Annotated in this window: 12 protein-coding genes; 6 read left to right on the top strand and 6 right to left on the bottom strand. The window is 69.6% G+C overall.

The features are described from left to right. Positions 1-32: 32 nt before the first annotated feature. A complete protein-coding gene (locus ON26_RS26495; protein ID WP_040799950.1) occupies positions 33-608 on the bottom strand; it encodes a TerD family protein in 576 nt (191 codons plus the stop codon). Between the two features lie 114 nt (positions 609-722). On the opposite strand from ON26_RS26495, the gene ON26_RS26490 reads away from it, so the two are divergent. From ON26_RS26490 to ON26_RS26475, 4 genes are read left to right on the top strand one after another with little or no spacing between them, the layout of a single operon-like run. Beyond that, entirely contained in the window at positions 723-1,973 is a 1,251-nt protein-coding gene (locus tag ON26_RS26490; protein ID WP_306307257.1) for a hypothetical protein, read from the top strand. Between the two features lie 27 nt (positions 1,974-2,000). Then, on the top strand, positions 2,001-3,212 hold the full coding sequence (locus ON26_RS26485) for an HpcH/HpaI aldolase/citrate lyase family protein (RefSeq protein ID WP_174375454.1): 1,212 nt from the start codon (positions 2,001-2,003) through the stop codon (positions 3,210-3,212). Then, positions 3,209-5,827, top strand: coding sequence for a phosphoribosyltransferase (locus ON26_RS26480; RefSeq protein WP_083884367.1), 2,619 nt, complete (start codon positions 3,209-3,211; stop codon positions 5,825-5,827). The genes ON26_RS26485 and ON26_RS26480 overlap by 4 nt, the downstream gene beginning before the upstream one ends. 2 nt (positions 5,828-5,829) lie before the next feature. After that, entirely contained in the window at positions 5,830-6,684 is an 855-nt protein-coding gene (locus ON26_RS26475; protein WP_040800172.1) for an HAD family hydrolase, read from the top strand. A gap of 60 nt (positions 6,685-6,744) precedes the next feature. Here the strand turns inward: ON26_RS26475 and ON26_RS26470 are convergent, their stop codons facing one another. The 3 genes from ON26_RS26470 to ON26_RS26460 are packed head-to-tail and all read right to left on the bottom strand — an operon-like array spanning position 6,745 to position 8,859. Beyond that, positions 6,745-7,506 (bottom strand): AIM24 family protein, encoded by a 762-nt coding sequence (locus ON26_RS26470; RefSeq protein ID WP_040799947.1) that lies wholly within the window; start codon positions 7,504-7,506, stop codon positions 6,745-6,747. A gap of 19 nt (positions 7,507-7,525) precedes the next feature. Continuing rightward, positions 7,526-8,224 (bottom strand): AIM24 family protein, encoded by a 699-nt coding sequence (locus tag ON26_RS26465; RefSeq protein WP_040799943.1) that lies wholly within the window; start codon positions 8,222-8,224, stop codon positions 7,526-7,528. Positions 8,225-8,235: 11 nt separating this feature from the next. Beyond that, a complete protein-coding gene (locus ON26_RS26460) occupies positions 8,236-8,859 on the bottom strand; it encodes an AIM24 family protein (RefSeq protein ID WP_040799940.1) in 624 nt (207 codons plus the stop codon). Between the two features lie 207 nt (positions 8,860-9,066). Here ON26_RS26460 and ON26_RS26455 point away from each other — a divergent pair, with 207 nt between their 5' ends. Beyond that, positions 9,067-10,329: a TerD family protein gene (locus ON26_RS26455; RefSeq protein WP_040799938.1), complete on the top strand. Its 1,263-nt coding sequence runs from the start codon at positions 9,067-9,069 to the stop codon at positions 10,327-10,329. Positions 10,330-10,360: 31 nt separating this feature from the next. Beyond that, positions 10,361-11,893 carry a TerD family protein gene (locus tag ON26_RS26450; protein WP_040799935.1) on the top strand — a complete coding sequence of 511 codons (1,533 nt, stop codon included), beginning with the start codon at positions 10,361-10,363 and terminating at the stop codon, positions 11,891-11,893. Between the two features lie 12 nt (positions 11,894-11,905). On the opposite strand, the gene ON26_RS26445 is transcribed toward ON26_RS26450, so the two are convergent. Further along, positions 11,906-13,543 (bottom strand): glycosyltransferase family 87 protein, encoded by a 1,638-nt coding sequence (locus ON26_RS26445; RefSeq protein ID WP_245546082.1) that lies wholly within the window; start codon positions 13,541-13,543, stop codon positions 11,906-11,908. Positions 13,544-13,718: 175 nt separating this feature from the next. Beyond that, the coding region (locus tag ON26_RS26440) for a transglycosylase domain-containing protein (RefSeq protein WP_040799933.1) at positions 13,719-15,860 on the bottom strand (2,142 nt) is incomplete at its 5' end.

Genomic DNA, 15,860 nt, shown 5'->3' with positions numbered 1-15,860 from the left:
GCGGCGAGCCCCCTGCTGCGGACGAGATTTCGTCAGACGTTCACGCCGTAGTCGCGGGCGATGCCCTCCAGGCCGGAGGCGTAGCCCTGGCCGATGGCGCGGAACTTCCACTCGGCGCCGTTGCGGTAGAGCTCGCCGAAGACCATGGCGGTCTCGGTGGAGGCGTCCTCGGTGAGGTCGTAGCGGGCCAGCTCTTCGCCGTTGCTGCGGTCGACGACGCGGATGTAGGCGTTGCGCACCTGGCCGAAGGACTGCTGGCGAGTGGTGGCGTCGTAGATCGAGACGGGGAAGAAGATGCTCTCGATGTTCGGTGGGGTGCCCGCCAGGTCGACGTTGATGACCTCGTCGTCGCCTTCGCCCTCACCGGTGCGGTTGTCGCCGGCGTGCTCGATGCTGCCTTCGGGGGACTTCAGGTTGTTGAAGAACACGAAGTGCTGGTCGGAGATGACCTTCTTGTCCGCGCCGGTGGCGATCGCGCTGGCGTCGAGGTCGAAGTCGGTGCCGGTGGTGGTCCGAACGTCCCAGCCGAGGCCGACGGAAACGGCAGTCAGGTTCGGCGCCGCCTTGGTCAGCGAAACGTTGCCGCCCTTGGACAAACTGACACCCATGCGGGAATCCCTTTCATTAGTCCGTCTGTGGTCCCAGCCTGTCCGAATCGCCGGGTACGAGTTACGACAGTAGTAGGTTTCGCCGAACTTGCGTAGGAACCGGGGTAAGCCCCGGTGAACAGCCCGATCTCCTACCATCGGGGCGTGGCTGGGCGCATGCGGGGATGGTTTCGCTCCTCCGGAAGCAACGAGTGGATACAGCAGGCCCGCACCAGGCTGGCGCAGGCGTTCCTGGACATGGACCGCAGGCAGAGTGCCGCCGAGGCGGCTGTGCAAGCCGCGCAGCAGATCTTCCCGCGCCAGGATCACACCCGGGCCTGGGAGGCCGTGCGGGCCCGTTGCTATGCCGCGGCCGATGCCTATCTGAGCTGGTCACAGGAACTGGAGGCGGCCGAGCGGGACAACACCTGGTTACCGGTGGGGCAGGCCCGCACCGATGCGGTGATCGCCCAGCTCACCGATGCCGCCGCCGGGATCGATGCCTTCTACCGCGAACGGCAGGCCACGCTGGAGGAGGCGGTGCAGCTGGCGCGGATGGTGCCGCGGCTGGCCGCGCAGGTCCGGGCCGAGGCCACCGAGGTGCGGGCGCGGGCGGCGGCTTCGGAGTTCGCCGGATACCCCTCGGTCCGGCAGCGGGCCGGTGCGTTGGATGAGGCACTGATCACACTCGATGCCCTGGACGCCGGTGTCGAGGCGGGGCGGGTCCGAGAGGTCGCCAACCGGGTGCAGGCGCAGGTCAGGGAACTGTCGGAAGCATTGGCGCAGGCACCTTTTCGCAAGACCGCGGCGACCAACGCGGTGGCCTCGGTGAGCACCAGACTCGATGCCGCTCGCACGCGCGCGCGAGGGCTCGCGCCCGCGTACTCGGCGTTGCTGCGGGAATTCAATGCTGCGAGTTCGGCGGATCTGACCAACAATGGGCGGGAAAGCCAGCGAGCGATCGATGCCGCCGCCGATGCCCTTGCCCGGGCCCGTACGGCATTGCGCGAGAACGACCCGGAGACCGCCCTTGAACTGACCTCCACCGCGCGGGGTGGCCTCGGTGAGGCCGAACAGCTGATCGACAGTGTCACGGCCCGGCTGGCCATGCTCCGATCCGTTCGGGACGATCCCGCAAAAAAGGTTAAGGACGTACGATTCCGGCTGCGAGACGCACAGATGCTCGCGGTCAGCAGAGACCTCGTGAGCGAATGGGGCTCAGTGCTGGACGCGCAGGCCGAACGCATCGATCGGATCAGCGCGACACTGTCGGGACGCCACCCCGACTACTGGGCGTACGTGACGGAACTGGATGCCGTCACCGAATTCATCGCCGGTGTGGTGGAGCGCATGAGAAAACAACCAGGCCGACCCCCACGACCATGACTTCAGAGTCACCAGAATGGAGCTTCGATGACCGCTCCCGTCGCCCTCCGGCAGGAAATCTCCCTGCGGAAGCGACTGCCGCTGCGCCACTTCCGGCAGCTGCAAGGCCCCGCCGCCAGAACACTGTTCCATCGCCAGCCCGAGCCCTTCGGTGATTCGGTCGATCGGGAACTGCTGGCCGTCGCGCTCGGGGCCACCCTCTACGTGCCGGCGACCAGAGCCGATCTGGCCGACACCATCCGCAGACGCGCCGAACGCGGCGTGTGTTCGATGGTGATCGACCTGGAGGACGCGGTCGCCGATCACCAGGTCGAATACGCCAAGAGACAGACCGTCGCGACATTGGACGAACTGGCGGTCGACCGGGACACGGCCCCCCTGCTGTTCGTGCGGGTGCGCGACGCCGACACCATCGGCGAACTGACCGACCAGCTCGGCCCCGGCCTCGCGGCCCTGGCCGGGTTCGTGTTCCCGAAGTTCGACAGCGTCTCCGGGCAGAAGTACCTCGACGCGCTCGCCGATGTCTGCGAACGCCTCGACCGGCCGGTCTTCGGGATGCCGGTGCTGGAGTCGCCCGCCCTGGTGCACCGCCAGACCAGGGACACCGAGCTCACCCAGATCGCGGCGATGCTCGCCGAGCACCGGGAACGGATTCTGGCAGTGCGCATCGGCGCGACCGACATGTGCTCGACCTTCGGCATCCGCCGTGATCGCGACCTGACCATCTACGACGTGCGGGTGGTCGCCGACGTGATCGCCGACATCGTCAACTACCTGGGCCGCGCCGACGGCACGGGATTCGTCATCACCGGGCCGGTGTGGGAGTACTTCGCCGACCACGAGCGGATGTTCCGGCCGCTGCTGCGGACCGCGCCGTTCGAGGAGTCCGACGCGGTGAAGTTCCGCCAGTACCTGGTCAGCCGCGATCTGGACGGGCTCTTGCGCGAGATCACCCTGGACCGTGCCAACGGCATCCAGGGCAAGACGGTCATCCATCCCTCGCATGTGGCGGTGGTGCACGCGCTGTCGGTGGTGTCCCACGAGGAGTACTCCGACGCGCTCGACATCCTGCAGGCCGATGTCGGCGGGGTGGCGGCCTCGGAATACCGGAACAAGATGAACGAGATGCGCCCGCACCGCAGTTGGGCGCACCAGACCATGCTGCGCGCGCGCGTGTTCGGGGTGGCGAACAAGGGAGTGTCCTTCGTGGATCTGCTGACGGCCGCGGTGGCCGGATGAGCGCGCCGTGGGCCACCCGGACGCTGGGGCTGGAACTGCGGGAGGTCGCGGGCGGCGAAGCGGCGGAAACCGCCACCGGTGCGGCCGCGACCACGGGCACGGGTTGCGTGGGCCGGGGCGCGGACGCTCGTCCGCCGATCGGGGCGCTGGTCACGCCGGGCTTGCGCCGCAATCCGCGCCGCGCGCACCTACTGGTCTCCACCGTGCTCGGCAAGCACCTGCCCACCGATCCCCGGGTGGTGATCGCCGCGGGCGACCGGCTCGGTGATCTGGTGCGCGAGGTGCTGGTGCGGGCCGCGGGCGGCGTCGCCGGGGCAGCTGTCTCCGGGGCGGACGTGGCCGATCCCGGCGCGGCGGCGGTGGTCCTGGGTTTCGCCGAGACCGCGACGAGCCTCGGCCACATCGTGGCAGCCCGGCTCGGCGCGCGCTGCTATCTGCACTCGACCCGCCGCGACGTGCCCACCGCGCGCACGCTCACCGGCTTCGAGGAAGGTCACTCGCACGCCACCTCGCACCTGCTGCAACCCGAACCGGCCGAGATCTTCGCCGGTGACCTGCCGCTGGTGCTCGTCGACGACGAGATCTCCACCGGCGCCACCGCATTGGACGCGGTGCGCGCCCTGCACGAGTTCGCGCCGCGCACGCATTACGTGCTGGCCTCGCTGGTCGACATGCGCACCGAGACCGACCGCGAGCGGTTCGAGAAGGTGGCCGCCGATCTCGGCGCGCGCATCGACACGGTCTGCCTGGCGCAGGGCGCGACGGTGCTGCCCGACGACCTGATCGACGCCGTGCAGGCGCTGCCGGAGCCGTACCTCAATCCGGTTGCCGCACAGCGCGGTTCGTCGCATCGGGTGGAATTGCCCTGGCCCGCCACCGTCCCCGAGGGCGGCCGGCACGGGATTCTCGACACCGATACCCCGGCATTCGAGGCGGCGCTGTCCGAGGCGGATGTGGTGTTGCGCGCCCGTCTGGCCGAGTTCGCGCCGGGGCGCCCGGTGATCGTGCTCGGTCACGAGGAGTTGATGTATCTGCCACTGCGCCTGGCGGATTCGCTCACGTCCGCCGGCATTCCGGCGCGTTTCCAGACGACCACCCGCTCCCCGGCCTACGTCCTCGACGAGCCCGGCTACCCGCTGCGCCGGGGATTCCGCTTCCACGCCCCTGAGCCGGTCGACGAGGTGCCGCGCTATCTGTACAACGCGCAGTGGCTCACCGAGTACGACGCGCGACTGTCGGAATTGTTCGGGTCCGAACCGGTCGGTGGCGCCGTGTCGGCAGGCGGTGCGGCGCGATCGGGCATCGACCCGGCGGCCGACCCCGTGCTGGTGCTGGTCGTGGACGCGCCCGCGGACACCGCCGAACTCGTCGGGCCCGGCGGCGTGGTCGACGTGCTCAGCGCCTCGGGCTCCGATGTGCTGGTCGCTGTGGTACCGGGTGCGGACCCGGTGGCTCTCCGCACGACACGGGCGGCGCCGGCCGAGCGCGGGTTCCCGCGCCCGCTGCACGGGCCGGAGTTCGGTTCGTATGCGGCGCACGAGGTCTCGTGGCTGCTCAAGGATCTGTCCGAGGTGGATCTCGAGGCCGATGTCGCCGAGCGGGAGCAGCGGATCCAGGCGGGCCAGGCGCATTACGCGGAATCGCTGCCGATCGAGTACCAGCCCGACGCGCAATATCGCGAGCTGTTCGAGGCGGTGCTGGCCGACAGTGCCGAGCGGCTGGCGCTGGCGGTGGCGACGGTGGCCGAGCTGGTGGTCGCCGAGCGCGGGCCGGCGGTGACGCTGGTGTCGCTCGCCAGGGCGGGCACGCCGATCGGCGTGCTGATGAAGCGCTGGCTGACCTATCGGGGGCATTCGGGCGCGCAGGCGCTGGACGTGCCGCACTACGCGGTCTCCATCGTCCGTGACCGCGGAATCGACGCGGTCGCGCTGGATTACCTCGCCGCCCATCATGATCCGGCGTCGGTGGTGTTCGTCGACGGCTGGACCGGCAAGGGCGCGATCGCCAAGGAACTCGCCGAGGCACTCGACGCCTACCACGCCGCGGGCGGGGCGCGCTTCGACGCGGATCTGGCGGTGCTCGCCGATCCGGGCAGTTGCGTGCGCACCTACGGCACCCGCGACGATTTCCTGATCGCCTCGGCCTGCCTGAATTCGACGGTGTCCGGCCTGGTCTCGCGCACGGTGCTCAACGACACCCTGATCGGTCCCGGCGATTTCCACGGCGCGAAGTTCTATCGGCACCTGGCCGATCAGGACGTCTCGGTGCGCCTGCTCGACAGTGTGGAGGCGGCCTTCGCCACCGTGGCCGACCGGGTGCCCGACGCGCTGGCGGCGGTGCGCGCGAGCGATCGCACCCCGACCTGGTCCGGCTGGGCCTCGGTCGAGGCGGTGCGCGCCGAATACGGCATCAGCAGTGTCAACTTCGTCAAGCCCGGCGTGGGGGAGACCACCCGGGTGCTGTTGCGCAGGGTGCCGTGGCGGGTGCTGGTCCGCGATCGGGACGCGCCCGAGCATGCCCACATCCGATTGCTGGCGCAGGCACGTGGGGTGCCGGTCGTCGAAGTTCCCGAACTGGCGTATTCGTGCATGGGATTGATCAAGGAAGTGCGGTAGTGATGCTCGCTCGAAGACCCCGGCCGGAGGCGCTGGTCGCCACCGACCTCGACCGCACGATGATCTACTCGCGCAACGCGTTCAGCACCGCCGCCGAGGTGCCGACCGTCTGCGTGGAACACCTCGAAGGCGCGCCGCTGTCGTTCATGACCACGGCCGCGGCGCAGCGGATGCGTCATCTCACCGAACCGGCGGCGGTGATTCCGACGACCACCCGGACCATCAAGCAGTTCAACCGGATCCGGTTGCCGGGCGCGCCGTGGCGCTACGCCGTCACCAGCAACGGCGGCAACATCCTCGTCGACGGCGTCCCGGATATGCGCTGGCGCATCGACGTCGACGCGAAGGTCCGCGCGGGCGGGACCACGCTCTCGCACGTCAGCGCCGAACTGCGCGGGCGCATCGACGACAGCTGGGTGAGCAAGTTCCGCATCGCCGATCACCTGTTCTGCTATCTGGTGGTCAGGCCGAAGGCGGTCCCGGAAGGGTTCCTGGCGGAGTGGGACCGGTGGTGCCGTGAGCGCGGCTGGACCGCCTCCCAGCAGGGCCGCAAGATCTATACGATGCCGCGGGCGGTGTGCAAGAGCGTCGCGGTCGCCGAGGTTCGCCGTCGGCTCATCGATGCGGGTGAACTGGCCGAGACCGCGAGCACTCTCGCCGCGGGCGACGGGGCGCTGGACGCGGAGATGCTGCGCGCGGCCGACCGGGCGATCCGGCCCAGGCACGGTGAACTGGAACAGCTGAACTGGACCAGCCCCAATCTCACGGTCACCGAATCCAGCGGTATCCTCGCCGGCGAGGAGATCATCGACTGGCTGATCGCCGAATCGCAGCCGGCCGACCGGGCCGTGGCGTAGCGGCAGCCGATCCGGGTACCGGCACCCGTCTCGCGGACGCGGGGCGGGCGCCGGTCGCGGTCAGTAGCCCTGCTGCTGACCCAGTTGCGCCGCGATGGTCGCCTGCAGGCGTTGCAGGCCGCCGACGGTGATGCCGCTCTGCAATTGACCTTCGATGGTGCGCACCAGCATCGAGTCGCTCATCACCTTCTCACTGGACTGGATGAGCACGGTGCCCGCGCCGGTGAACTCGAACTGCCGTTCCTCACCGGAGTTCACGCCGAAGCGCGCCGCGCCTGCGGCCAGGAACCCGTTGATCCAGCCCTCGTCGTAGTGGTGGCTCGGCGAGGGGCAGTCGGCCCAGCCGACCAGCGATTCCGGGTCGACTCGCAGCGGCGGTTCGGCGAACATGACCGGGCCGTTGGAGGAGGCCAGGAACTTGCCGGTGCCGATCAGGGTGAGGAAGCCGGGCACGATGGACTGGTTCAGCGACAGACCGGGATCGAAGGCGAGCAGGTTGGCCGCGCGGATGGTGAGGTTGCCGTCCTCGAGGTCGTAGGAGTTGATGTCGTAGCCGCGATCGCCGATGACGAGCTTGCCGTGGCCCTCCGCCACGACGTAGTCGCCGGTGAACAGCGGGGCGCTGAACTTGCGCGACACCATGTGCATGAGGTGGCCCTCGAGGCCGTGGGTGAGCGCCTTGAACGACATCTGGCCGTAGTAGGCGATCATCGCGCCCTTGCGCATGAACCACGGCTTGTTCAGGTCGATGCAATACGCGTAACTGTTTCCCGGGATGTTGTCGCTCTCACCGAGATTCATCGGGTTCAGGATCTGGGCCATGGGCTCACAACTTCTCTGCTCACAGTTTCTCCTCGGAGGCTTGCACGTAGACGACGCCCTGCCCGGTGCACTGCAGCTGCATCGCCTCGCCGGACCCGCGTCCCACGGCATCGCGCCAGCTCAGGGCGGCCTTGAGCTCGGTGTTCACATTGCCGTACGCGGCCACGAAGGCCTGCGGGTCGACCACCACCGGATTCGGGCCGCCCACCTGCAGTTCCAGGAACCCGCCGTGCGCGAGCAGCACCGCCGAGCCGTGCCCGGACAGCTGGGTGGTGAACATGCCCTGCCCGGTGAGCGCACCGCCCGCCGCGCCGCGCAGCGCGCCCATGAGACCGCCACCGCCGCCGCCACCACCGCCGGAACCGGCCACCGACACGATGGAGGCCTGCAGTCCCGCGGTATTGGCCAGCAGGCGGGAGGCTTCCACGCGCAGGGCGGCGCCGGGCTGCATGTGCACGACGTGGACCTCCAGCCCGGCGAAACCGTAGTGCACCTGACCGCTGCCCTGGGCGAGCATGGTGCGTTCGTGCTCACCGGACATCATCCGGCCCGCCATGCCCATCAGGCCGCCGCCGCCCATGCCTTGCGCGCCGGGGATCTGGTGCGGGGCGAACGAGACATCGCCCTGGTAGAACAGCATCGCGCCCGTGCGCGCGACCACGCCGCCGGCCGCGCCCACGTCGACCTTGACGACTTTGCCGTTGACCTGCTCGAACATCGGCGCTCCCCTTACCGTTCCGCCGGCTGGATCAATACCACGCCCTGGCCGTCCCAGCGCAGCGAGAACGCCTCGCCGCCGTCGGAGCCGGCGAAGGTACGCCAGGACATGTCGGTCACGAAGGAACTGCTGACATTGCCCTGCGCGGCGACGAAGGCGTCCTTGTCGACCACCAGCGGATATTGCGGGGAGACCTCGAGATGGATCAGCGGACCGCCCGCCGAGAGCAGCGCGACCTGACCCTGCCCGGTGACCGTGGTGGTGAACAGGCCCGCGCCCGAACTCGCTCCGCCGACTCCGGCGAAACGCACGTCGGTGCGCAGATTTCCGGCGAAGGCCAGCAGCTGCTGGGATTCCACCTGCAGGGTCTCGCCGTTGAGGTTCACCACGGTGACGTTCTGGCCATTGACGGCGAAGAAGACCCGGCCGTTGCCGGAGCACTCCATCAGCGACAGTTTTTCGCCGGTCGCTCGCCGCTTGAGACCGGCCAGCACACCGTCGCCGCCGCCGAAGCCCGCCGATTTGAACGACACATTGCCTTCGTAGGCGATCATCGATCCGGATATCGCGCGGATGCTGGTGCCCGCGAGATGGGCCTCGATCACCTTCTTCGAATGTTCGAAAAGTTGCGCCATAGGGGTGGTTGCCTGCTGTCTGGTCCGCCGATCACCGGCCGCGGCAACCCGCGCCCGGTCCATGTGCCGCAACACTAACCGATCGATTCCCGGTGAGGACGGCTTGCGAGCGACAACGGGTTGCCCGCCGGGCCTTCAGGCCGGTCCGCACCGCGGCGCTTTCTCGTAGAGTGGCAGTCGAACGCACCGACGAGCGAAGGGTCGACCTTGTCCGCAACACTCGCCAAGGGGCAGAACGGTCCGCTGAGCACCGACGGACTGGTGATCTCCGTGCAGTTGACCGCACCGGCGGACCTGTCCGCCTTGCTGGTGACCGATCGTGGCAAGGTCCGCACGGACGCGGATTTCGTCTTCTACAACCAGCCCATCGGCCCGGGTGTGAAGCTGGTGCCCGGCCCGGGCGGGCAGGCCGCCTCGCTGTCGATCACCCTGGGCGCGATCCCCGCCGATATCGATCAGATCCGCGCGGTCATCACCCTCGACGACGCGAACGCCGGCTTCGGCGCCTTCGCACCGCCGACCGCGATCGTCTCGGACCCGAACGGGAACCGGCTCTACGAGTACCGGATCGAGGGACTCGACCGGGAGTCGATCGTCATCGCGCTGGAGGTGTACCGCAGGCAGGGCGCGTGGAAGGTCCGCGCGGTCGGGCAGGGCTACGCGGGCGGATTCGCCGCGCTGGTCACCGACCACGGCGTGCACGTCGACTCGCCCTCGCCCCAGCAGGCCCCGCCGACCCAGCAGGTACCGCCGCCGACCCAGCAGGTGCCGCCCGCGCAGTACGGGCAGCAGGCCGGGTATCCACCGCCCACTCGGCAGTACCCGCCGCAGGGACAGCAGTATCCGCCGCAAGGGCAGGCCGCGGCGCCGACCGGTGAGGTGAGCCTGCACAAGGATCGCCCGATCAGTCTGCAGAAGGGGCAGCGGGTCACCCTGCGCAAGGAGGGCGGCACCGCGCTGACCTTCGTGAAGATGGGCCTGGGCTGGGATCCGGCGACGACCAGGGGCATGTTCGGAAACCGCACCGTCGACATCGATCTGGACGCTTCGGTGATCATGTTCGCCGACGGCAATCCGGCCGATTTCGCCTACTACGGGCAGCTGTCGTCCAAGGACGGCTCGGTGCGCCACCAGGGCGACAACCTGACCGGCGAGGGCGACGGCGACGACGAGGTGATCCTGGTCGACCTGACCCGTGTGCCCGCGCACATCACCACCCTGCTGTTCATCGTGACCTCCTACAAGGGACACACTTTCGAGCAGGTCAAGAACGCTTTCTGCCGCCTGGTCGACGGCTCCAACAATGCCGAGCTGGCCCGCTACACCCTCGCCGGCGGCATGCCGTTCACCGCGATGGCGATGGCGAAGGTCTACCGGGCGGGCGTGGAGTGGAAGATGCAGGCGCTCGGCGAGGGATTCCAGGCCAAGCATCCCGGCGAGGCGATTCCGCAGCTGGGCCGCTTCCTCTGACCCGCCGGGCACGAACATCGGAGGGGGAGCGATGACTCGACTCCAGGCGGGCCAGAACGTCGCGCTGGCCGCCCGGACGGTGGCGTTCCGGGCGCAGGCCGATACCGAGCTGGACGTCTGCGCGCTGGTCGTCGGCGAGGATCTGCGCTGCGCCGGGAACGCGGATTTCGTGTTCTACAACCAGACCGGAACCGACGGGGTGCGGCTGTCCGGCGCGCGCCTCGAGGTGACTCTCGCCGACCTGCGCGCCGGCGCGGCGGCGGTGCTGCTCGTGGTCAGCGCCGAGGATCCGCGGCGCGCGCTCGGCCGGGTCCGCACGGTGCTGACCGACGTCGACGACGACGCGCTGGTGCGGTTCGACATCGAACCGGCGGCGGGGGAGAGCGCGCTGATCTGCCTCGAGCTGTACCGGCGCGGTGCCGACTGGAAGGTGCGCGCGGTCGGTCAGGGGTACGCGGGCGGTCTGCCGGTGTTGCTGCCCGCGCACGGCATCGAGGTCGACGAGTCCGAACAGGAGCAGGGCGCGAGCCCGCGGCGCACCCATGCTCCCGACGGCGGTCCGGAGGTGGAGGTCGGTTACGGGCTGGAACGGCTGTGGATGATCTTCGAGGACGCGGCCCGCTCGGCCGCGGCGCTCGTCGCGGCCAGGGACTACGCCGCCAAACGCCTCGACGACGAACTGTCGGCGGCGGTATCGGACCCGGCCACCCGCAACACCCCCGCGGCCGAGGCGGCCGGACGGGCCGCGCAACGGCGTGCCGAGGAACTGGCGGTCACCGCCGGGGAGAATCACCGCCGAGACAGCGAACAGCTCACCCGCGAGCTGGCCGAGGCCGAACTCCGGTTGCCGCCCGCGTTGGCCGCCTGGAACTCACCGGCCTGGCAGGACCCGCCCGCGGCCGCCGACGGCATCAGGATCGGCGAGCTCTACGCTCCCGACCGGGGCGCGTTGCGCATCCCGTACTGCGTGCCCGTGCCGCTCACCCGGCCGCTGTGGATCGACGCCGAGATTTCGGCCGCCGCCGCACCCGTGGTCGGTGCGCTGCTGGCCCGGCTGCTCGCCGTCGATCCCGGCAAGGCCACGCGTATCGATGTCATCGATCTCACCGGCGCGTATACCGCCCTGCTGCCCGCGCTGGCGCCCGTGCTGGCCGGTCCGCCGATCACCGACCACACCAGGATCTCGGACCGGTTGCGCGCTCTCACCCAAGCGGCCGAACTGGCCGAAATGGCCTATCAGGGTGGTGCTTTCACCCCGCCCGCCGAGCAGCGGGTGCTGGTGGTCTCGGATTTCCCGCACGGATATCAGGCGATCGACGCCCAGCGTCTGCTGACGCTCACCGGTTGCGGCGATCTCATCGGGCTCTCGATCCTCATCGTCGGCACCGACGAGATCGCCGTCCCCGACGACGCGGTCTCCGCGCTGTCCCAGCACGCCAGGCACCTGCCGACCGTGACCGACACCCCGATGTTCGACCCGTGGACCGGCAGCGCCTGGTACCTGGAACTGGATGTGCTGCCGCGCGATCCGCAGCGGGTGTCCCGTCTGCTGCGCTCGGAGTGACGCTCGGGTCGCTCAGGTGACCCGGAGCGGAGCCGGCCGGGGCCGCAACCACTGCGGCAGCCAGGGCAGCAGCGGGTCCGGCGCCCGGTTCAGGATTCCGCCGACCGGGTCGTCCTGCCAGTCGCGGCGCACCAGATCCTCCTCGGGACGGTAGATCTGCCGCACGATCAGCACACACAGGCCGATCACCGCGAGGTCGCGCAGGATCACCGTGCCGGTGAACCACTGTTCCGGTAGGCCCTTGGCGCCGGTGCCGAGGTAGTAGTACATCCGCGGCACCCAGACCAGCGCGTCGATCGTCATCCAGGTCAACAGGATTCGCCGATGCGGCAGCGCGAGCACCGCCAGCGGCACCAGCCACAGCGAGTACTGGGGGCTCCACACCTTGTTGGTCAGCAGGAAGGCGGCCACCACCAGGAAGCACAGCTGGGCCAGCCGCGGACGACGCGGCGCGGTGAGCGCGAGATAGGCGATCAGGGCGCAGGCCGCGACGAACAGCAGCAGCGAGACCGCGTTGAGCACCGAGGGGGTCTCGCCGTGCGAGAGCGGCCCGTCGAACCCGGCCCAGCCGGTGAAGGAGCTGATGACGTTGTAGATCGAGTCGGGATCGGCGTGCCTGGTGGTGTTGAGCCGGAAGAACTCACGCCAGCCCTGCGGGAACAGCGCGGCGATGGGCAGATTCACCAGCAGCCAGGTGAGCCCCGCGGCCACCACCGTCACCGCCGCCGCGCCGAGCGGGCGCAGGCTCCAGAACCGCACCCGGTAGCCGAGGTCGCCCAGCCAGTGCAGCGCCGGGCCCGGACCGTCGATATCGCGCAGGCGGGTGGTCGGGCGCGGGTTCGGCAGGCGCTGCATCTGCTCGGCTCGCACGCACAGGATCACGATGGGGCCCAGCAACAGCAGCGGATACAGTTTCGCCGCGCCGCCGAGACCGAGCAGGAAACCGGCAAGCAGCGGCTGTCTGCGCGCCCAGGCCAGCAGACCGATCGCGGCGAAAGCCGTTGCCAGGGCGTCGAAATTGGTGAACGCGTGCACGATCACCAGCGGTGAGCAGGCCAGCAGCGCGATATCCCAGATCCGGCGCCCGGCCAGCATCGCCGAGGCCCACACGGTGACCAGCCAGGCCATCGCCAGGCCGACGGCCACCACATTGAAATAGATGACGACCTGGAGTGCGCCCGGCAGCGGCAGCGCGTCCCAGGTCTTGGCGATCTGCATCGACACGTACTGGTACAGACCGGAAAGGACCGGATACTCCATGTACCTGGTCTCGGTGCCGCCGTCGGGGGTCTGCTCCACCCAGGACTTCTTGTAGGGGAACGCGCCCTCGTCGAGCCGTTCGGCGCCGTAGAGGGGGACGGTGTCGGAATAGCACATGGCCACGTATTGGCGGCCGTCGTACCAGTCCAGCGCCAGGGTGCCGTCGGCGGTCTCGGTCTGCTGCAGGCAGCCCGCCTTGCTCGCCCAGCCCAGCGCGAGGAAGACCAGCGCGAAGGCGAACAGCACCCGCAGCGGGGTCCAGAACCGGACCCGGCCGATCAGCGCGTGGTCGCCGACCGGTCCGCCGATGACCGTGCTCGCCTGCGCGGTCAGCGAATCGGTGCGGCTGGGACGGTCGCGTTCGTCGTCCGAGCGCAGGTCGGCCGCCAGCGGCGCCGGCGAGGCGGGCCGCGGTCTGCTCTGCGGTGTCCCGACCGTCCGGGCGAGGCCTCTGTGTTCGTTCACCAGGTCTCGATCGGTCACGTCCACCGAGGCTACCGGCCTCCCGGTAGCCGTGGCCGATCGACCGCCGGTGCCCGCGGCGACCACCGTCCGAGCTCGTGGATCAGCGCTCGGACGAGTCGTCGTTGTTGGTGTTGCCGTTGCCCGGGCGGGAATTGCCCGGGGAGCCGGCGCCGGCGGTGGGTGCCACCGGTTGACCGGGCAGCGGGCCCGGATCGTCGTTGCGCGGCGGGCTCTGCTGCTGGGTCTGCTGCGGACGCTGCGGGGCGGGCGCGACGCCGGGCACCGGAATGGTGATGCCGGGCAGGATCTCCACCTGTGACGGGGTGATGACCACCGGGGGCAGCAACGGCGGCGCCTCGGTGGTGGACGGCGGGGTGTACGGCGCGGTGTAGTCCGGGACGCCCGCCTGGCCCTTGATCGGCGCGGGCTTCGGGAAGGATTCCTTCTCGGTGCCCTCCAGTGCGCCGTCCATCGTCTCCTTCCAGATGTCGGAGGCGAGGCCGGAGCCGTAGATCATCCCGCCCGAGTAGTTGCGCAGCGGCGAGTTGTCCACCGAGCCGACCCAGACCGCCGTCGACAGCGACGGGGTGTAGCCGACCATCCAGGTGTCCTTGTTCTCCCCGGTGTCGCCGAGCTGCGCCGTGCCGGTCTTGGCGGCCGACTCGCGTCCGCCCGCCAGTCCGTGATTGCGCGACCAGGCGGCGATGGGTCGCATGGCGGCGGTGACGTTGTCGGCGACCGCGGCGGAGACCACCTGCTCGCCGGGCACCTCGCCGCGATCGAGCAGCACCTGGCCGTCGGCGGTCACGACCCGCGAGACGAAGTGCGGGGCGTGGTAGACGCCGGAGGCGGCCAGGGTGGCGTAGGCGGAGGCCATGTCGATCGGGCGGGCCTGGTACTGGCCGAGCACGATGCCGTTGTTCGGGCCGGAGCCGTCCGGCTCGGTCAGGGTGGCGCCGACGCCGGGCAGCTCCTTCGGGATGCCGAGGCGGTGACCCATGTCGGCGATCTTCTCCGGGCCGTTCTGCATGTCCAGCTGCATCCGGTAGAAGCTGGTGTTCAGCGACCGCTTGAGCGCCTCGGCGATGGTGCAGGTACCGCAGTCCTCGCCCTCGACGTTGGTGATCTTGATGCCGTGCACGGTCAGCGGCGAGCTGTCGTACATCTGCGACAGCGGGATGCCGAGTTCCAGGTTCGCGGCCAGGCCGATGGACTTGAACGACGAACCCGTCTGCAGCGCCGCGTTGGCGAAGTCGTAGCCGTTGCCGTCGGTGCCGCCGAAATAGGCGCGCACCGCGCCGGTGTGCGGATCGATGGAGACCACCGCCGTGCGCAACTGCTCGGGCTCGCCCTTCAGGTTGGAGACGGCGGCCTCGACGGCGGCCTGCTGGGCCTTGGCGTCGATGGTGGTGGTGATCTGCAGGCCCGAGGTGTTGAGCTGCTGCTCGCTGATGCCCGCCTCGGAGAGTTCGGCGAGCACCTTGTTCTTGATCAGGCCCTCGGGGCCGGAGTTGAGGCCGGCCTCCTCCTGGGTCGCGGCCAGCGAGACCACCTGCGGGTACTGCAGATTCGCGCGTTCGGTGGCGTCGAGGTTGCCACTGGAGACCATGCCGTCGAGCACGTAGCCCCAGCGCGTCTTGGCGCCTTCCGGATTCTGCTCCGGATCCAGCAGCGAGGGCAGCTGGATGGTGGCCGCGAGCACCGCGCCCTCGGCGACGGTGAGTTCCTGCACCGGCTTACCGAAGTAGGCCTTGGCGGCGGCGTCGATGCCGTACGCGCCGCGGCCGAAGTAGATGGTGTTCAGGTAGGCGGCGAGGATCTCGTCCTTGCTCCACTGGCGCGCCATCTTCGCCGAGATGACCAGCTCGTGCAGCTTCCGCTCGAGCGAGCGTTCGTCACCGACCAGCGCGTTCTTCACGTACTGCTGGGTGATGGTCGAGCCGCCGCCCGCGCTCTCCTTGCCCATGATGTTGTCGCGGGCCGCGCGCGCGAAGCCGGAGATCGAGAAGCCGGGGTTGGTGTAGAAGTCCCGGTCCTCGGCCGCGATGACCGCGTTGCGGACGTGCGGCGGGATCTGCTCGATGGTCACATCGGTGCGATTGCCTTGCGGCGGGACCACTTTGCTGATGACGGTGCTGCCGTCCTGGGCGAGGATCGTGGCGACCTGGTTGGTCTTGAGGTCGCCCGGCTCGGGCACCGAGACGGTCGAATACGCGAACAGGAACACGGCGCTGGGCACCAC

Origin of the sequence: Nocardia higoensis NBRC 100133 (assembly GCF_000308595.1) — a bacterium.
In the GTDB taxonomy this organism is placed as follows: domain Bacteria; phylum Actinomycetota; class Actinomycetes; order Mycobacteriales; family Mycobacteriaceae; genus Nocardia; species Nocardia higoensis.
Note: the sequence above shows the minus strand (reverse complement) of the source record. Positions and strands in the feature narration are given on the sequence as shown.